Source organism: Micromonospora sp. NPDC005087 (assembly GCF_042872965.1).
Taxonomy (GTDB): domain Bacteria; phylum Actinomycetota; class Actinomycetes; order Mycobacteriales; family Micromonosporaceae; genus Micromonospora.
Window position 1 is genome coordinate 105,557 of the sequence record NZ_JBIALB010000013.1, and the last position, 18,183, is coordinate 123,739.

17 protein-coding genes and 1 pseudogene are annotated in these 18,183 nt (G+C 70.6%); 11 read left to right on the forward strand and 7 right to left on the reverse strand.

The window, feature by feature from the left end:
- Window positions 1-64 precede the first annotated feature (64 nt).
- A complete protein-coding gene (locus ACFYPS_RS26345) occupies window positions 65-775 on the forward strand; it encodes a M23 family metallopeptidase (RefSeq protein ID WP_354964692.1) in 711 nt (236 codons plus the stop codon).
- A 273-nt stretch (window positions 776-1,048) separates the two neighbouring features.
- Complete coding sequence (locus ACFYPS_RS26350; protein WP_354964693.1) at window positions 1,049-1,816, forward strand: M23 family metallopeptidase; 768 nt, start codon at window positions 1,049-1,051, stop codon at window positions 1,814-1,816.
- A gap of 172 nt (window positions 1,817-1,988) precedes the next feature.
- On the opposite strand, the gene ACFYPS_RS26355 is transcribed toward ACFYPS_RS26350, so the two are convergent.
- On the reverse strand, window positions 1,989-2,144 hold the full coding sequence (locus tag ACFYPS_RS26355; RefSeq protein ID WP_354964877.1) for a hypothetical protein: 156 nt from the start codon (window positions 2,142-2,144) through the stop codon (window positions 1,989-1,991).
- A gap of 302 nt (window positions 2,145-2,446) precedes the next feature.
- Window positions 2,447-2,986, reverse strand: a pseudogene (locus tag ACFYPS_RS26360) (alanine racemase); the annotation flags it as partial.
- A gap of 206 nt (window positions 2,987-3,192) precedes the next feature.
- Between ACFYPS_RS26360 and ACFYPS_RS26365 the strand changes: the two are divergent.
- From ACFYPS_RS26365 to ACFYPS_RS26400, 8 genes are all read left to right on the forward strand, one after another.
- On the forward strand, window positions 3,193-3,849 hold the full coding sequence (locus tag ACFYPS_RS26365; RefSeq protein ID WP_354964694.1) for a response regulator transcription factor: 657 nt from the start codon (window positions 3,193-3,195) through the stop codon (window positions 3,847-3,849).
- Window positions 3,846-4,415: a HAMP domain-containing protein gene (locus ACFYPS_RS26370; RefSeq protein WP_354964695.1), complete on the forward strand. Its 570-nt coding sequence runs from the start codon at window positions 3,846-3,848 to the stop codon at window positions 4,413-4,415. The genes ACFYPS_RS26365 and ACFYPS_RS26370 overlap by 4 nt, the downstream gene beginning before the upstream one ends.
- The gene (locus ACFYPS_RS26375) at window positions 4,412-5,005 is read left to right on the forward strand and encodes an ATP-binding protein (protein ID WP_354964696.1); all 594 of its coding nucleotides are present in this window, start codon (window positions 4,412-4,414) and stop codon (window positions 5,003-5,005) included. The genes ACFYPS_RS26370 and ACFYPS_RS26375 overlap by 4 nt, the downstream gene beginning before the upstream one ends.
- 222 nt (window positions 5,006-5,227) lie before the next feature.
- Window positions 5,228-5,803 (forward strand): hypothetical protein, encoded by a 576-nt coding sequence (locus ACFYPS_RS26380; protein WP_354964697.1) that lies wholly within the window; start codon window positions 5,228-5,230, stop codon window positions 5,801-5,803.
- Entirely contained in the window at window positions 5,800-6,855 is a 1,056-nt protein-coding gene (locus ACFYPS_RS26385) for a peptidoglycan-binding protein (protein ID WP_387327765.1), read from the forward strand. The genes ACFYPS_RS26380 and ACFYPS_RS26385 overlap by 4 nt, the downstream gene beginning before the upstream one ends.
- 2 nt (window positions 6,856-6,857) lie before the next feature.
- The gene (locus tag ACFYPS_RS26390; RefSeq protein ID WP_387327768.1) at window positions 6,858-7,565 is read left to right on the forward strand and encodes an ABC transporter ATP-binding protein; all 708 of its coding nucleotides are present in this window, start codon (window positions 6,858-6,860) and stop codon (window positions 7,563-7,565) included.
- A complete protein-coding gene (locus tag ACFYPS_RS26395; protein WP_354964700.1) occupies window positions 7,562-8,764 on the forward strand; it encodes an ABC transporter permease in 1,203 nt (400 codons plus the stop codon). The genes ACFYPS_RS26390 and ACFYPS_RS26395 overlap by 4 nt, the downstream gene beginning before the upstream one ends.
- Before the next feature lie 472 nt (window positions 8,765-9,236).
- Entirely contained in the window at window positions 9,237-10,190 is a 954-nt protein-coding gene (locus ACFYPS_RS26400; protein WP_354964701.1) for a D-2-hydroxyacid dehydrogenase family protein, read from the forward strand.
- 579 nt (window positions 10,191-10,769) lie between these two features.
- Here the strand turns inward: ACFYPS_RS26400 and pcrA are convergent.
- Window positions 10,770-13,175, reverse strand: coding sequence for a DNA helicase PcrA (gene pcrA / locus ACFYPS_RS26405; protein WP_354964702.1), 2,406 nt, complete (start codon window positions 13,173-13,175; stop codon window positions 10,770-10,772).
- Window positions 13,176-13,633: 458 nt separating this feature from the next.
- On the opposite strand from pcrA, the gene ACFYPS_RS26410 reads away from it, so the two are divergent.
- Window positions 13,634-13,939, forward strand: a complete 306-nt coding sequence (locus ACFYPS_RS26410) for a chorismate mutase (protein WP_354964878.1) — start codon at window positions 13,634-13,636, stop codon at window positions 13,937-13,939.
- Window positions 13,940-14,100: 161 nt separating this feature from the next.
- Here the strand turns inward: ACFYPS_RS26410 and ACFYPS_RS26415 are convergent, their stop codons facing one another.
- From ACFYPS_RS26415 to ACFYPS_RS26430, 4 genes are read right to left on the reverse strand one after another with little or no spacing between them, the layout of a single operon-like run.
- Window positions 14,101-15,117 (reverse strand): dipeptide ABC transporter ATP-binding protein, encoded by a 1,017-nt coding sequence (locus tag ACFYPS_RS26415; RefSeq protein ID WP_354964703.1) that lies wholly within the window; start codon window positions 15,115-15,117, stop codon window positions 14,101-14,103.
- Window positions 15,110-16,138, reverse strand: a complete 1,029-nt coding sequence (locus ACFYPS_RS26420) for an ABC transporter ATP-binding protein (RefSeq protein ID WP_354964879.1) — start codon at window positions 16,136-16,138, stop codon at window positions 15,110-15,112. Before ACFYPS_RS26420 ends, ACFYPS_RS26415 begins: the two co-directional genes overlap by 8 nt.
- A gap of 26 nt (window positions 16,139-16,164) precedes the next feature.
- On the reverse strand, window positions 16,165-17,133 hold the full coding sequence (locus tag ACFYPS_RS26425; protein ID WP_354964704.1) for an ABC transporter permease: 969 nt from the start codon (window positions 17,131-17,133) through the stop codon (window positions 16,165-16,167).
- A complete protein-coding gene (locus tag ACFYPS_RS26430) occupies window positions 17,126-18,052 on the reverse strand; it encodes an ABC transporter permease (protein ID WP_354964705.1) in 927 nt (308 codons plus the stop codon). The genes ACFYPS_RS26425 and ACFYPS_RS26430 overlap by 8 nt, the downstream gene beginning before the upstream one ends.
- Window positions 18,053-18,183 lie beyond the last annotated feature (131 nt).

An 18,183-nucleotide genomic window follows, 5' to 3' on the forward strand; every position in this document is an offset into this window, starting at 1 on the left:
ACGTTCAGCAGAGCTTCACGAACGTCCACCGGTCGCCTCGGAACCCCGACAACGGAGGGTGTGCGTGCGCCAGCGCCTGTCGTCTGAGCCCGATAGATATCGCGGTCGTCGCCGCGTACCCACCCCCCCGCGTAGCCGTTACGCCGCGGTCGTCACCACCGCCTTCGTCGGAGCCGGCATCGTCGCGCTCGGCGCCAGCGCCCTGCCGGACGCCAAGGACGTCAGCCCGTCGGTGCTCGACGAGCTGAAGCAGGCGTCGGTCACCAGCCAGGACGCCGTGGCCCGTGCGGACAACGCCGACCGCGCCTCCCGGGACAGCCGGAGCACGGACGAAGCCGAGCCCGAGCTCTGGTTGCTGCCGCTGCAGGGCTACGACTTCAACTCTCCCTACGGGGTGCGCTGGGGCAAGATGCACACCGGCGTGGATCTGGTGGTTGCCGAGGGCACGCCGTACGTGGCGATCCACGACGGGCTGGTCACCAAGGCCGGCTGGTTCGGCGGGTACGGCTACGCGGTGATCGTCCAGCACGCCGACGGCAGCGAGGCCATCTACGGCCACTCCTCCGCGCTGAGCGTCAAGGAGGGGCAGAACGTCAAGGCGGGCGACCAGCTCGGCCTGGTGGGCCAGACCGGTCACGCCTACGGCACCCACCTGCACCTTGAGATCCATGTCAAGGGCGAGCCGATCGACCCCGTGCCGTTCCTGCAGGACCGCAGAGTGGACATCAAGCTGGGAGTCGAGGCAATAATCTACAGCGAGGTAGCCGCGTCCTGACGCTGCGTACTGGCCGTTGACCGCCCGGATCTGTCAATCCGGGCGGTTTTTTGTCGCTTGCGCGGGGTGATTGTCTGCTGGATCACAGAACGAACTGTGGTCGACGACACTGCCCGACAAGATCAGTTTTCCGGATGGATCACACCTAAGCAGGTCATATCCGGGCAGGCGGTACCCGACCCGTCGGCCTACCTCCCGGTCCCCGTACCTGCCCCGGCTCGGCCCGACACCAGTATTTCGAGGTCAAGTGCCCCTCGACTGTGAAGGTCCGCCGTGCAGGAAGACAGCCCCGTCCAGAACGAGAACACCCCCGACACCGCCGCCGAGCAACCGCAGCGCGCCGGCCGGCGGAACCGCCTCATCGTGCTCGGCGCGGCCGCCCTGGTGGCCCTCGGCCTGGGCGGCGTCGCCGTCGCCACCACCGGCCCGGACCGCCCGGCGCCCACCGCCGTGTCCCTGGACGCGCAGTCCCGGGCCGAGGCCGCCAGCCGGGCGGACCGCTCCGCCCGCGAGTCGAGCACGCCAATCTCCCCCTCGGCCAGCCCGACGGCGAGCCCGACAGCGGCCAGCGCCATCCCCACGCCGACGAAGACGGCCACCGCGAAGCCGAAGCCCAAGCCGAAGAAGACCACGAAGCCGACGCCGGCCTGGGTCGACCCGATGCCGGGCGCCTCGGTCACCTCCTGCTACGGCCAGCGCTGGGGCACCCTGCACGCCGGCATCGACCTGGCGCTGCCCTCCGGTACGCCGATCCACGCCGCGGCCGCCGGCACGGTCGTCCAGGCCGGTGACGCCTCCGACGGGTACGGCAACTCCGTCTTCGTCGACCACGGCAACGGCTACCTGACCCACTACGCCCACCAGAGCCGCATCGCGGTCACCGTGGGCCAGAAGGTCAAGGCCGGCCAGGTGATCGGCTACGAGGGCGCCACCGGCGACGCCACCGGCCCGCACCTGCACTTCGAGGTGCACCAGGGCATGTGGAACCAGATCGACCCGGCTCCGTTCATGCGGGCGCGCGGCATCGACCTGGGCTGCTGAGCGCTGGTTCTCACTAGATCTTTCGGTTTCGGCCGACGTCCCCGGGCCGGCGCGAGGTGTCCGCCGGGCCGGGCCCTACCCCGAGTGGCCCGGCCCAGCGGCGTCCCGGTGCCGCCTGGCCAGGGCGGTCAGGGAGCGGGCCGCCGTCGCGCCGCGGTGTTCACGAGCGTGTTCAGCAGGTCGGGGTATGACATCCCGACGGCCTGCCAGATGCGCGATACTGCGACGCGGCGGTGAACCCCGGGAACGTGTTGACCTCATTGAGGACCGGCTCGCCGCCGTCGGCGGGCAGGAAGAAGTCGACACGCAGCAGGCCGCGGCACTCCAGCGCGGCCGAACGCCTGCAGCGCCCGGCAGTGCAGCAGCGCGGTGACCCACGGGTCGAGCCGCGCCGGGATGTCGAACACCACCTCGCCGGCGGTGTACTTGGCGTCGTAGTCGAAGAAGTCGTGCCCGCCCTCGACCCGGATCTCCAGCGACGGCCCCGCCTGCAGCGACCCGTCCGGGTGCTCCAGCACCGCCATGTCGGAGGGTGAGCGCCGGCCGCAGCCCGAAGCGGCGCTGCGGCACCGGCTCGACCCCGTACACCGCGATGCCGGCGCGGACCAGGTCGAAGTGGGTCGGCGGGGCGGTGAAGGCGGCGGCCGAGTTGGCCAGGTGCAGCAGCGTCGGGTCCAGCCCGGCGTCGCGGGCGTGCCTCACTGCCTCGGCGAACGCGGCCGTCTGCACGGTCACGCCGTAGGGCGAGGAGTCGGCGGTGGCCAGGTGCGACCACACGCCGCGCACGGCCAGCACGCCCTCCCGCTCGTACTTGCGGCCCCAGGCGACCAGCTCCGGCCAGCCGTCGGCGGTCGCGCCGTGCCGCGACACGCCGGTGTCAATCTTCAGGTGGACCTCGGCGGTGCGGCCGGTGCCGCGGGCCGCGGCGGCGACCGCGTCGAGCAGCTCCGGGGCGGCCACGGACACGTCCACGTCGGCGGCGGCGAGCGCGGCGAAGTCGGTGCCGGGGCCGTGCAGCCAGCTCAGCACCGGCGCGGTGAGCCCGGCGGCGCGCAGCTGCAGCGCCTCGGCGGCGCTGGTGACCCCGAGCCAGGTGGCGCCGCCGGCCAGCGCGGCCCGGGCCACCGGCACCGCGCCGTGGCCGAACCCGTCCGCCTTCACCACGGCCATCACCGCGGCGGTCGTGGCCCCGGCGATCCGTTCGACGTTGCCCCGCGACCACCGCGAGATCGACGACCGCCTCGGCCAGCTTTCCAGTCACGCTCGGTAGCCAACAGCAGGGGGTGTGAGCGTGCCGACAGGGAATTCACTAACACCCTGCTAACGACGCCCCGTGCATACTTGGCGGTCGGTCGGTCGGTCGAGGAGGTGGCGGGGTGCGGGTCCTGGTCGTGGAGGACGAGGAGCTGATGGCCGAGGCCGTCGCCGAGGGGCTGCGGCAGGAGGCCATCGCCGTCGACGTCGCCTACGACGGGGCGGCGGCACTGGAGAAGCTCGCCGTCAACGCGTACGACGTGATGGTCCTGGACCGCGACCTGCCGCGGGTGCACGGCGACGAGGTGTGCCGCCAGGTCGTGGCGCAGGGCCTGGACGTGCGCGTGCTGATGCTCACGGTGTCGGTGACGGTGGCCGAGCGGGTCGCCGGGCTCAGCCTCGGCGCCGACGACTACCTGCCCAAGCCGTTCGCGTTCGCCGAGCTGGTGGCGCGAGTGCGGGCGCTGGGCCGCCGGGCCCGCCCGGCAACGCCGCCGGTGCTGGAGCGGGCCGGGATCCGGCTCGACCCGCACCACCGGGAGACGTACCGTGACGGCCGCTACGTGAGCCTGTCCCGCCGCGAGTTCGCGGTGCTGGAGGAGCTGCTGCGGGCCGAGGGCGCGGTGGCGTCGGCCGAGACGCTGCTGGAGAAGGTCTGGGACGAGCACATGGACCCGTTCACCACCATCGTCCGGGTCACCATCAGCGGCCTGCGCCGCAAGCTCGGGGAGCCGCAGCTCATCGAGACGGTGACCGCAGTGGGTTACCGGTTGCGATGAACGGTTCCTGGCACGGCAGCCTGCGGGTCCGGCTGACCGTCGTGTTCAGCCTGCTGTTCGCCCTGGCGGGCAGCGTGGTGCTCGGCGGCGTGCTGATCCTGGTCGACAACAGCATGGAGTACAGCCTGAACGCCTTGTACGAGGAGAAGTACGCGGTGCTCCCGCCGGAGGAACAGGCGGCCGCGGGTGAGCACATCGGGCAGAGCTTCGCCTCCAAGCAGGCGATCATGGATTCGATGCAGGCGAACCTGCTGTTCAAGGGCGGGATGACGCTGCTGGTGGTGTGGGTGGTGGTCACCGCGGCGGGCTGGTTTGTGTCGGGGCGGCTGATGCGCCCGCTTAGCATGATCACCGAGACGGCGCACCGAATCGCGGGGCGCACCCTGCACAAGCGCATCGACCTGGACGCCCCGCCGGGTGAGGTGAAGAGCTTGGCCGACTCGTTCGACAGCATGCTGGACCGCCTCGACGGGGCGTTCGCCGGGCAGGGCCGTTTCATCGCCAACGCCGCGCACGAGCTGAAGACCCCATCGCGCTCAACCGCACCCTGGTCGAGGTTGCGATGAGCCGCCCGGACAGCCCGGCCGAGGTCAGGCAGCTCGGCGATAACTTGCTCGCGGTCAACCTGCGCCACGAACGGCTGATCGACTCGCTGCTCACCCTGGCCAGGGCAGACGAGGCGGTCACCGACCGGCGGTCGGTCGACCTGGCACAACTGGCGGGGTATGCGCTCGAGGTCACCGCGAAGGCGGCCGCGGAGCAGCGGGTGCAGGTCCAGGCGCAACTCGCGGCGGCGCCGGTGGTCGGCGACCCGATCCTGCTGGAGCAGTTGATCCGCAACCTGGTCGACAACGCGGTCCGCTACAACCGCCCGCACGGCTTCGTGTGGGTGCAGATCCTGGCCGAGGTCCGGCAGGCCGAGATCATCGTGACCAATACGGGCGCGCTGATCTCGCCGCACGAGGTGCCGGTGCTGTTCGAGCCGTTCCGCCGGCTCACCGACCGGGTGGGTTCGGCCAGGGGCAGCGGTCTGGGCCTGTCCATCGTGCGTGCGGTCGCCCAGGCCCACGGCGGCGACGCGCTGGCCACCCCCCGTCCCGACGGCGGCCTGTCAGTGCGCGTGATCCTGCCCCGCAGTGACGCCCCGCGGGCATGAACCCACGCCCACACCCGAAGAATCAGTAAATCAATCGACTTCATATGATGTTAACGGGATGTGAGGAATTCTGCTCACCGCCCCATAACACCACCTCTGGTGGGCTGTGTACCGAGACGGCCGGCGAACCCCTCCGGCGTCCAGCACAGGCCTGGCGGCGACGTTCCCGCCGGGACGGACACGTCGTACGCGATGCGAAACCTAGCTCCAGAGGAGAAGTAGATGCCGATCGACGGCAGACGTGTGGGCCAGCGTTCAGGGCGTGGCATCCGGTACGCGGCACTGGCGGCATGCGCGCCGTTGCTGGTGGCGGTGTTGACGGCGTGCGGGCCGGGCCAGTCGGAGACCACCGGCGAGGCGAACTCCGGCACCGCCGGCCAGTGGGACGCCTACGACAAGCAGAAGCAGAACCTCGCGACGTGCCTGAACGAGAAGGGCCTGTCGGTCCGCTACCTCGGTCACGACAACATGGTGGATTTCTCGGGCCTGCCGGAGGGCGAGCTGACTCCCGAACTGGTCGAGTGCTTCCAGAAGTGGCCCGCGCTGGACCCCCCGGTAAAGGACACGCCCCGCAAGCCGACCGAGGAGGAACTGCGCGAGCGCCGGGAGATCGCGGCGTGCATGCGCAACAACGGCGTGCCGGACTACCCCGATCCTGATCCCGACCCTGCCCCGATCGACGGGGCCACCGCGAAACGCATGAAGGACGAACTCAGGGCCCGGATGGCGAACCCGACGTACAAGGCGGCGACGGAGATCTGCATGCCCAGGGCCACCGACGGGCCGGGTGTCGGATGAGCCCCCGATGGCGCCGTGTGCTCTTCGGTGTCGTCGCCGCCGCGGTGGTCGCCGCGGCGGCGGCGATGTCCGCCGGGGTCTTCGCCGGGGGCGGGGACGACAGCCCCGTCGGCGCTCCCGCGGTCGGCACGGTCAAGGTGACACGCTCCACGATCACGGCGGCCACGGTCGTCGAAGGCGAGATCGGCTACGGCCAACCGTCGGCGGTCACGTCCAAGGCGGTCGGCACCCTGACCTGGCTCGCGGCGGCCGGCAGCACGGTGCGGCGCGGACAGCCGCTGCTGCGTGCGGACAACAACCCGATCGTGCTGCTCTACGGCGAGCTGCCGTTCTACCGGGTCCTCGCCGGCGGGGTCAAAGGCCCGGACGTCGCCCAGCTCGAGGCGAACCTGGTCGCGCTGAAGTACACCGGCTTCGAGGCCGACACCTCTTACTCCGCGTCGACCGCGGCCGCCGTCAAGCGGTGGCAGAAAGACCTGGGGCTGCCCGTCACGGGCACCGTGGCGCCGACGGACGTGATCGTCGCACCCGGCGCGCTGCGGATCGCCACCCAGACCGCGCGGCTCGGGGCGCCGGCCGCCGGTGACATCCTCGCCGGCCCGACCACCCTCATCGTCACCGCGAAGGTGCCGGCCACCGAACCGGACCTGGCCAAGAAGGGCGTCAAGGCCACCGTCACGCTGCCCGACGGCGCACCGGTGGAGGCGACCGTGCTCGGCGTGGTAACACCCGCGTCCACCGGCGGCGCGCCCGCGGATCCGCCGCCGGGTCAGGGAGAGCCCAAGGTCACCGTGCAGCTGGTCCTGAAAGCCACCGCCGAGCCGGAGCCCGGGCCGGTGACGGTCCGCTTCGTCACCGCCGAGCACGCCGACGTGCTTGTCGTGCCGATCCAGGCGCTGCTCGCCATCGGCGAGCGCGGCTACGGCCTGGAACTGCGTGACGGCGTGACCAGCCGGGTCGTGCCAGTGCAGACGGGGCTGTTCGCCGGCGGCAAGGTCGAGATCAGCGGCGACGGCATCGCCGAGGGCGTCACCGTGGGGGTCGCGCAGTGAACGTGGTCGAGCTGACGGACGTCACCAAAACCTACCCCGGCGGAGTACGGGCCGTACGCGGGGTCAGCCTCGACATCGGATACGGCGAGGCGGTCGCCGTCGTCGGGCGTTCCGGATCGGGCAAGTCCAGCCTCCTCAACCTGATCGGCACCCTGGACCGCCCCACCAGCGGCCAGGTCCGCATCGGCGGGCACGACGTGGCGGCCCTGTCCGACCGGCAGCTGTCCGGCCTTCGGGCCGCCACGATCGGCTTCGTCTTCCAGCAGTTCCACCTGACCCCGGGCGTTGCGGTGCGGGCCGCGGTGGCCGACGGCCTGCTCTACTCGAGCGTGGCCGCCCGGGAGCGGCTGCGGCGGGCCGACGTCGCGTTGGAACGGGTCGGCCTGGGCCACCGGCTGCACCACCGTCCGCACGAGCTCTCCGGCGGTGAGCGGCAGCGGGTGGCGATCGCCCGGGCGCTGATCGGCGATCCGCCGCTGCTGGTGGCCGACGAGCCCACCGGCAACCTCGACTCCGCCTCGGGCGAGACCGTGCTGGGCCTGCTGACGGAGCTGAACGCGGCCGGCACCACCGTCGTGGTCATCACCCACGACCGGGAGTTGGCGGCACGGCTGCCGCGGCGGGTCGAGGTCTCCGACGGGCTCATCGTGCGCGACGAGCGCGAACCCGGCGTGGTGCCGTTCGCCACACGGATCGGGGCGGCCGTATGAGCGCCCCGCCCCGCCCCGGGCGGCTGTCGCCGGGCGATGTGCTGCGGGTCGGCGCGGCCGGGCTGCGATCGCGCCGACTGCGGGTGTTCCTGTCCGCGCTCGGCATCGCGATCGGCATCGCCGCGATGATCGCCGTGGTCGGCATCTCCAGCTCCAGCCAGGCCGAACTGGACCGGCAGCTGGACGACCTGGGCACCAACCTGCTGACTGTCGAGCCGGGCAGATCGTCGGACGACACGCCGACGCACCTACCGGACGAGGCGATCCCCATGATCGCAAGAATCGCGTCGGTGGAGGCGGTGTCGGCGGTCGGACGGCTGCCCAACGTGTACGCGTACCGCAACGAGCACGTCAACCCCGCGCAGACCGGCAGCCTCGCCGTCTATGCGGGCCGCCTCGACCTGCCGGAAACGGTCGGACTCAGCCCGGTCAGCGGGCGCTGGCTGAGCCTGCCCACCGCCGACTTCCCCACCGCCGTGCTGGGCTGGACCGCGGCGCAGCGGCTCGGCATCGACGACGCCGCAGCACAGCCGCAGATCGTGCTCGGCAAGCAACGCTTCACCGTGGTGGGCGTGCTGCGGCCGGTGCCGCTGGCCGAGGAGCTGGACCGCGCCGTGTTCATCGGCTGGTCGGCCGCGGCGGCCTACCTCGGCTTCGACGGGCACGCGACGACCGTCTACACGCGTACGGCGGAGGACGCGGTGGTCGAGGTGCGCATGGCCCTTCCGCGCACCGTGAAACCGACGGCGCCCACCGAGGTCCTGGTCTCGCGGCCTTCCGACGCACTGGCCGCCAGGACGATCACCGAGAACACGTTCAGCGGTCTGCTGCTGGGCCTCGGCGCGGTGGCGCTCCTGGTCGGCGGCATCGGCGTCACGAACACGATGGTCATCTCGGTACTCGAACGCCGGTCGGAGATCGGCCTGCGCCGGGCGCTCGGGGCCACCCGCGGCCAGGTCCTGCTGCAGTTCCTGGTGGAGTCGCTGCTGCTGTCCGCGCTCGGCGGCCTCGGCGGCATCCTGATCGGCGTCGTGGTGACCGGCGGGTACGCGGCCACGCAGGACTGGCCGGCCGTGGTGCCGCTGTGGGCGACGGCGGGCGGGTTCGCCGCGACGCTGCTGATCGGCACGGTCGCGGGACTTTACCCCGCCGTGCGGGCCGCCCGGCTCACGCCGACGGAAGCGCTGGCGGGCGTCTGAGCCGACCGGCCGACGGCGTCCCGATCGGGGTCGCTAATCAAGCGTTCCCCACAGCGGCTGCGATAACGCTGCCGCTAACCCCAAACGCCACGATCAGAGTCAGGCAGTGCGTGGGCCATCAAGATCATCAAGAAACCGACAGATCGGTGAGAAGAACCTGCCGACAAGCCAGTGAGAAACCAATGCAGGTCTCCAGGCCAACGCACCGAGCACCGACAACTCTGCTGAGGACCTACAGCTGGGCGCCGACGTGGCCAGGTTCCGGTGGCTTGGTCGCGAGATGCGGTCGCACCAGATGGTCGCGGCTCCTGCAGCGGATCGATACACCGCTCCGCGTACCAGCACAGGAACAACCGCAGGTCCGAGGTGGTGTGCGCTTCGACTCGCCCCTGTATATGCCGTCCTGCTCGCAAGCGGGACTCCAGCGCCAAAGCAGCGATGAGCTGGAGCAGGGGGCGTACGGTCCTTCGTCATGTCCACTGATCTGCGCTGCGCCGTGCTGGACGACTACCAGGGGGTGGCGCTCGGGCTGGCGGACTGGTCCCGGGTCCGGGTCACCAGCTTCCGCGAGCACTCCACGAGCACCGACGAGCTCGTGGCGGCCATCCGCGACTGCGAGGTCGTGGTCGCCATGCGGGAGCGCACGCCGTTCCCCGCCGAGGTGTTCGACCGGCTCCCCCACCTGCGGCTGCTCGTCACCACCGGCATGAGCAACGCCGCCATCGACCTGGAGGCGGCGCGGGCGCACGGCGTCACGGTGTGCGGCACGGGCGGCGGCTGGACCTCGACGGTCGAGCTGACGTGGGCGTTGATCCTCGGCCTGGCCCGCCACCTGGTGTCCGAGGCGACCGCGCTGCGCACCAGCGGTCCCTGGCGGCACACCCTCGGCACCGACCTGCACGGACGCACCCTCGGGCTGCTCGGCCTGGGCAGGATCGGGTCGCAGGTCGCGGCCGTCGGGCGGGCGTTCGGCATGGACGTGCTGGCCTGGAGCCAGAACCTGACGCGCGAGCGGGCCGAGGAGGGCGGCGCGCGGCGGGCCCCCGACCTGGACGCCCTGCTCGCCGGCTCCGACGTCGTCTCCGTTCACCTGGTGCTCGGCGACCGGACGCGCGGGCTCGTCGGCGCGCGGGAACTCGCGCTCATGAAGCCCACCGCCTACCTGGTCAACACCTCGCGGGCGGCGATCGTCGACCAGTCCGCCCTGGCGTCCGCACTGCGCGAGGGGCGGATCGCGGGGGCCGGGCTGGATGTGTTCGACGAGGAGCCGCTGCCCGCCGGACATGAGTTCCGTACGCTGCCGAACGTGCTGGCCACGCCGCACCTCGACTATGTCAGCGAGCTGAACTACGCGACGTTCTTCCGCGACGCCGTGGACGACATCGGCGCCTTCCTCGACGGCAGCCCGATCCGCGTGCTGACCTGACTCACTCGACCCTGGTCCTGGCCCGGAAGCCAGCGGTCTTGACGCGGTCACCACCGCGGCAGCCGACCCGTCCGAGATTCAAGCAGCGGCCCCTTGATTCGGCGCGCTCACGCGGCTGGTGCACCTGCTCGATGGTGAGTGGGAGTCTGCAGCCGGTGCAGACTCCTCCTTGAAGACCCATCAGAGCGGTCAGCGGATGAGGGCGCGGGTGAGGAGGTGCTGCAGGACGTCCTGCTCTTAGGGGGCCCGAGAACCAGCGCAGAGCTCCAGGCTCACACGCCGATCACCGACATCTGTGGTGAGGACCTACTGCCGGCTGTAGGTTCTCGTACAACACCGGCGCTTTCCCGCGGAGGCGCACCGCGCCGACGTCACCGCCAAGCTCGCTGAGCTACAGGAAAACCTCAAGAGTGAGCTCGCAGTAGCCGATTGGACCGGTCACACCTCGACCGGGTACTGATCCACACGACATCACGGAAAGAGTGGCGTCCGCGCTGCCGGAGGCCACTCTTTCCGCAACATAGTGCGATCTTGGGCGGGCGGGCCAGATACGCCGGGCGACGTCTCGGCCCGGCCGGGTCAGAGCTTGTCGATCGGGGCGTGCCGCAGCACCAGCCACATGGTCTGGTCACCGAAGTCGATCTGCGCGCGGGCACCGGGGCCGTGCCCCTCGACGGCGACGACCCGCCCCAACCCGTACCGCTGGTGGTTGACCCGGTCGCCCGCCGACACCTTCGGCCCCTGGGGCAGCTCGCTGGCCGTGGTCAGTCGGCTGCCGTCCACCCCGAGGCGCTTGGCCAACTGCGCCGCCTTCGGCGTGCCCCCGCTGAAGGTGCCCCGCACGCCGGGCGCGCGGTCCGCACGACCACCGACGCCGCCGCCCCCACCGGCCCATGAGGTGTACGACCCCTCGGTGCGCTCCCAGTGCACCAGCTCCGGCGGCAGCTCCTCCAGGAACCGCGACGGAGGGTTGTAGGCCGGCTGCCCCCAGGCCGAGCGGGTCACCGCCCGGGAGAGGTAGAGCCGCTGTCGGGCCCGGGTGATGCCGACGTACGCCAGCCGGCGCTCCTCCTCCAGCTCGCGGGTGTCGCCCAGCGAACGCAGGTGCGGGAAGACGCCGTCCTCCAGCCCGGTCAGGAAGACCACCGGGAACTCCAACCCCTTGGCGGTGTGCAGCGTCATCAGGGTGACCACGCCCTGATGGTCGGGGTCGTCGGAGGGGATCTGGTCGGCGTCGGCGACCAGTGCGACCTGCTCCAGGAAGCCCGCCAGGGTGGCCCGCTCGCCCTCGGCGCCGGTCGCCTCGATCCGCTCGGTGAACTCCCGGGCGACGCTGACCAGCTCCTGGAGGTTGTCCACCCGGCCGGCGTCCTGCGGGTCCAGGCTCTCCTCCAGCTCGCTGAGGTAGCCCGAGCGGGTCAGCAGCGCCTCCAGGACCTCCTCCGGAGTGCCGGTCTCGGCCAGCTCCCGGGCACCATCGAGCAGCGCCACGAAGTCGGCGATGCCGTTGGCCGCCCGGCTGGAGATGCCCGGCGCCTCGCGGGCCCGGCGCAGCGCCGCGCCGAAGGAGATCCGGTCGCGGCTGGAGAGCGCCTCGACGCACGCCTCCGCTCGGTCGCCGATCCCCCGGCGCGGGGTGTTCAGCACCCGCCGCAGGCTCACCGTGTCGTCGTCGTTGACCACCGAACGCAGGTACGCGAGCGCGTCGCGGACCTCCTTGCGCTCGTAGAAGCGCACCCCGCCGACCACCTTGTAGGGCAGGCCGACCCGGATGAACACCTCCTCGAAGACCCGGGACTGGGCGTTGGTGCGGTAGAAGACGGCGACGTCGCCGGGGCGGGTCTCGTCGGCGTCGACCAGCCGGTCGATCTCCCGGGCCACCCAGTCCGCCTCGGCGTGCTCGGTGTCGGCCACGTAGCCGACGATTTGCTCGCCGGCGCCAGCCTCGCTCCACAGCCGCTTCGGCTTGCGGGAGGTGTTCCGGTCGATCACCGCGTTGGCCGCGTTCAGGATGGTCTGGGTGGAGCGGTAGTTCTGCTCCAGCAGGATCGTCCGCGCGTCGGTGAAGTCCCGCTCGAACTCCAGGATGTTGCGGATCGTCGCGCCCCGGAACGCGTAGATCGACTGGTCGGCGTCACCGACCACGCACAGCTCGGCCGGCTCCAGCCCCTCGGTGCCGGAGACCAGCTCCTTGATCAGCGTGTACTGCGCGTGGTTGGTGTCCTGGTATTCGTCGACCAGGACGTGCCGGAACCGGCGACGGTAGCTCTCGGCCACGTGTGGATGAGACTGGAGCAGGTGCACCGTGGTCATGATCAGGTCGTCGAAGTCGAGCGCGTGCGCCTCGCGCAGCCGCCGCTGGTAGAGCGTGTACGCCTCGGCGAGCGCCCGCTCGTTGGGCCCCTTGGCCCGCTGCGCGAACTGCTCCGGGTCGACCAACTCGTTCTTCAGGTTGGAGACCTGGGCGGCCAGCCCGCGCGCCGGATAGCGCTTCGGGTCGAGGTCCAGCTCGCGGGTGACCAGCTGCATCAGCCGGCGTGAGTCGTCCGCGTCGTAGATCGAGAACGTGGACTTGAGCCCGGCGTGCTCGTGCTCGGCCCGCAGGATCCGGACACACGCGGAGTGGAACGTCGACACCCACATCAGCCGGGCCCGCGGGCCGACCAGCGCGGCCACCCGCTCCTTCATCTCGCCGGCGGCCTTGTTGGTGAAGGTGATGGCGATGATCTCGCCGGGGTGCACGTCCCGCGCGGCGAGCAGGTAGGCGATCCGGTGGGTGAGCACCCGGGTCTTGCCCGACCCGGCACCGGCGACGATCAACAGCGGAGAGCCGGCGTGGGTGACCGCGTCGCGCTGCGGCCCGTTCAGCCCGGCGAGCAACTGCTGCGGATCGAGGCGGACGGCGGCCGGCCGGGGCCGGTCCGGACGGGCCGGCGCGGACTCCGGCGCAGGCGAGGACGCGGGAATGTCGAAGAGAGGATGCATCGCGCGACAAGTCTATGCCGCCGGCCAGACACTTCCCGACCGCGCGGTGTCGTCGCCGGCGCGCCCGCCCCCCGACGGAGAACGATGACGGTGGAAGCAACGTGGTGGTCACACCAGGGCCCGCCCGCAGAACGTGCCGGAGCCGAGGAGGTGCCTGTTGACGCCGATTCCTTGCGCACAGGCGGGTGGCATGGGCATACTCGACGGCGTGTTCGCTCAGCGCTACTACTTTTACTACGGCACCGGGAGTCCGGCAGCCGTAGGTCGCGCCTGATCGATCAGACCTGCGAAAGCCCCGGGCTCCTGGAGCCCGGGGCTTTTTCGTCCCGGGATCCGGGCACCGGGCACGACAGTGCGAGAGGTACCCGATGATGACAGACGTGGCGGAGCAGAGCGGCGGGCCGGTCCGACCAGGGGCTGAGCAGCCCCCGGTCAATGGGAGCGAGCCCCCGGTGGGAATGGCGCCACCGGCCGAGGACGGCGGGCCGACCGAGGCACGGACCGGCACCGCGGAGCCGGCCGCCGCCGCACGGATCGTGCAGATCAGGGAACGCATCGACGAGATCGACGACGCGTTGATCTCGCTCTGGCACGAGCGGGCCACGCTATCTCAGGAGGTTGGGGCGACCCGGATGGCGTCCGGCGGGACGCGCCTGGTGCTCTCCCGGGAACGGGAGATCCTGGAGCGTTTCCGGGTCGCGCTCGGCGCCGACGGCACCCAACTGGCACTGCTGCTGCTCCGAGCGGGGCGCGGCCCACTGTGAGCCGCACGGGCCGGCCCCGGCTCGGGCGGCCGCCGCTCGACGGCCCACGCTGCGACCGGTCCGACGCCACCGCTCGGCTCCGAAGCAGGCAGCCGGGCGCCCCGGACAAACGAAACCGCCTGCCGTCGTCGTGGTGACGTCGGCAGGCGGTTCCGGGTGACTCAGGCGGCCTCGTGGCTCGCGACGATCTCGCGCTTCTCCGCGAAGTGGCAGGCGCTCGGGTGATCCGAGCTCCGCCGGATCTCCAGCAGCGGGACCTGCTCGGCGCAGACGTCCTGCGCCTTCCAGCAGCGGGTCCGGAACCGGCAGCCCGAGGGCGGGCTGATCGGCGACGGCACGTCACCGGTGAGCCGGATGATCGTCTTGTTGTTCCGCTGGGTCGGGTCCGGCACCGGCACCGCCGAGAGCAGCGCCTGGGTGTACGGGTGGGTCGGCCGCTCGTAGATCTCGTCCTCGGTGCCGATCTCAACGATCTTGCCGAGGTACATCACCGCGACGCGGTCCGAGAGGTGGCGGACCACCGACAGGTCGTGGGCGATGAAGACGTACGAGAGCCCGAACTCGCCCTGCAACTGCTCCAGCAGGTTCATCACCTGGGCCTGGATGGACACGTCCAGCGCCGACACCGGCTCGTCGCAGACGATCACCTCGGGCCGCAGCGCGAGCGCCCGGGCGATGCCGATGCGCTGGCGCTGACCGCCGGAGAACTGGTGCGGGTACCGGTTGATGTGCTCCGGGTTGAGCCCGACCAGGTCGAGCAGTTCCCTGACCTTCGCCCGACGGCTGCCCTTCGGCGCCACCTCCGGGTGGATCTCGAACGGCTCACCGAGCAGGTCACCGACGGTCATCCGCGGGTTGAGCGAGGTGTACGGGTCCTGCATCACCAGCTGGATCTGCCGACGGAGGCGCCGCAGCGCACCGCCGGAGAGCTTGGAGATGTCCTGGCCCTTGTAGACCACGCTGCCGGCGGTCGGCCGCTCCAGGTTCATCAGAACCCGGGCGAGGGTCGACTTGCCGCAGCCGGACTCACCGACCACACCCAGCGTCTCACCGGCACGGAGGCCGAACGAGACCCCGTCGACCGCCTTGACCTGACCGACGGTCTTCTTGAACACCACGCCCTGGGTGACGGGGTAGTGCTTGACCAGGTCACGGACCTCGATGATGTTCTCAGACACGGTTCACCAGCTCCTCGGCGAAGTGGCAGGCGCTGGCCCGTGCGGTGCCCACCTGCAGCAGCGGCGGGAGCTTCTCCCGGCACACCGGCTGAGCCATGGGACAGCGCGGGTTGAACGGGCAGCCCGGCGGGATGTTCATCAGGTTCGGCGGGAGGCCCTTGATCGTCCGGAGCTGCTGCCCCTTCTCGTCCATACGCGGAATCGAGTCGATCAGACCCAACGTGTACGGGTGCGCCGGCTTGGCGTACAGGTCGTACACGTCGGCTTCCTCGACGATCCGGCCCGCGTACATGACCGCGATCCGGTCCGCGACGTCGGCGACCACGCCGAGGTCGTGGGTGATCAGGATCATGCCCATCTGCCGCTCACGCTGAAGCTCGGCGAGCAGGTCCATGATCTGGGCCTGCACGGTCACGTCGAGCGCGGTGGTCGGCTCGTCCGCGATCAGCACCTCAGGGTCGAGCGCCAGCGACATCGCGATCATGGCGCGCTGCCGCATACCGCCGGAGAACTGGTGCGGATAGTTGCTGAACCGGTCCTTGGCGTTCGGGATCTTGACCTGGTCAAGCATCTCGATGGCGCGCTTCTTGGACTCCGCGCGACCCATGCCCCGCCGGACCCGGAACTGCTCGGCGATCTGGAACCCGACGGTGAAGACCGGGTTCAGCGCGGAGAGCGCGTCCTGGAAGATCATCGCGATGCCCTCACCGCGGATGCGGCGGCGCTCCTCGTTGGACATGCGGAGCATGTCCTTGCCGTGGAAGCGGACCTGCCCACCGGTGACGAAGCCGGGCGGGGTGTCGAGGATGCCCATGATGGTCTGCGCCGTGACGCTCTTACCGGAGCCGGACTCGCCGAGCACGGCGAGGGTCTCCCCCGCGTCGACGTGGTACGTGACCCCGTTGATGACCTTGGCGACGCCGTCCCGGGTACGGAACTCCACCCGCAGGTCTTCGACCTCGAGCAGCCGGCCGGAGGGACGTCCGGAGCCGCCGGTTCCCGGCGCGGACTGCTCAGACACGAGAATGTCGGACAACTGGATCTCCCCTAGCGGAGTTTCGGATCGAGGGCCTCGCGGACCGCCTCACCGAGCATCACGAAGCTCAGCACGGCGGTGACGAGGAACGCGGCGGGGAAGAACACCAGCCCCGGCGCGACCCGGATGAACTGCTGCCCGTCGCTGATCATGATGCCCCAGGACACCACCGGCGACTTCAGGCCGACGCCCAGGAACGACAGGGTGGCCTCGGCGCCGATGAACGAGCCGACCATGATCGTGCCGTAGACCAGCAGCGGGGCCAGGCAGTTCGGCAGCAGGTGCTTGAGGATGATCCGGCCGGTGCCGGCACCCAACGCGCGTGCCGCGACGATGTAGTCGGCCTCCTTGGTGGCCAGCACCGAGGAACGCATCAGCCGCATCACGACCGGCCAGCTCAGCACCATCAGGGAGGCGATCACCAGGCCCATGATCTGGGCCTTGCTGTTGCCGGAGTTCGAGCCGTTGAACGTGGTCAGGATGACGATCGCGCCGAGCACGAAGGGCAGGCCGAAGAAGACATCGGCGATCCGGCTGAGCAGAGCGTCCACCCAGCCACCGCGGTAGCCGGCGATGATGCCCATGGCACCACCGACCAGCAGGGTGCCGAGCACGGAGAGCACGGCGACCACGATGGAGGCACGCGCGCCGTAGATGACCCGGGCGTAGACGTCCCGACCCTGCACGTCGTAACCGAACCAGCCATCAGCGGACGGCTTGTTGAGGCTCCGGGACAGCGTGCCGTTGACCGCGTCGCCCGGGGCGAACAGCGCCGGGAAGGCCGCCATCAGCAGGAAGATCACGATCAGCGTGGCCGAGATCCAGAACAGCGGCTTGCGCCGCAGGTCCCGCCAGGCGTCACCGAGCAGGCCGCGCGGCTTCTCGTTGCTCTGCGGCAGGCCAGCGGTGGTGGGGGCGCCGGCGTCGGTCGGCTGCGCGGGAGGGGTGCTGACGATCGATGCGGTACTCGGGTCACTCATAGCGGATCCTCGGGTCCAGGGCGGCGTAGAGCAGGTCAACCAGCAGGTTCATCACGAGATAGACCAGCACGAGGACGACCACGATCCCTACCACGGTAGCGCTTTCCTTGGTGACGATCGCGCGGAAGACCTGGCGGCCGATTCCGTTGATACCGAAGATGCCCTCGGTGACGATCGCGCCGCCCATCAGGGCACCGAGGTCGGTGCCGAGCAGGGTGACCACCGGGATGAGCGAGTTGCGCAGCAGGTGCACGCCCACCACCCGGCGCATCGGGAGGCCCTTGGCGATGGCGGTACGCACGTAGTCGGCGCGGCGGTTCTCCGCGATGCTCGTTCGTGCCACCCGGGCGATGTACGCCACTGACGCGCTACCGAGCACGAAGCCCGGCACGATCAGCTCGGAGAGCCGCATCTCGGAGGAGACGGTCGGCTTGATGATGCCCCACTGCACGCCGAGCAGCCACTGAAGGACGAAGCCGACGACGAAGACCGGCAGCGCGATCAGGAACAGCGTGGAGACCAGGACCAGGTTGTCCAGGAACCCGTTGCGCCGCAGACCGGTCAGCACGCCGGCGCCGAGGCCGATCACGGCCTCGATGCTGAGCGCCACCAGGGCCAGCTTCAGCGTGTTCGGGTACGACGTCAGGATGATGTCACTGATCTCGCGCTGCGAGAACGTCTGACCGAAGTCGCCCTGGAGCAGGTTCTTCATGTAGTTCGCGTACTGCACGAAGACGTTCTGGTCCAGGTGGTACTTCTCGGTCATGAAGGCGATGTACTGGTCCGGGCAGCGGCGGTCACCGCACTTGCCGGCGAACGGATCGCCCGGAACGGCCCAGACGAGGGCGTAGATCATGAACGTCGTACCGATGAAGACCGGCACGAGTTGGAGCAGCCGTCTCAACAGATAACGGCCCATGGGGTGGTCCTCCAGACAGGGGGCGCGTCGGACGGCCGACACGGTGGTGACAACGTGGCGAGTGGATGTTGTAACACTCACTCGCGGAACGGCCCCGGGTCGGGCTCACCGGATGTGGCGAGCCCGACCCG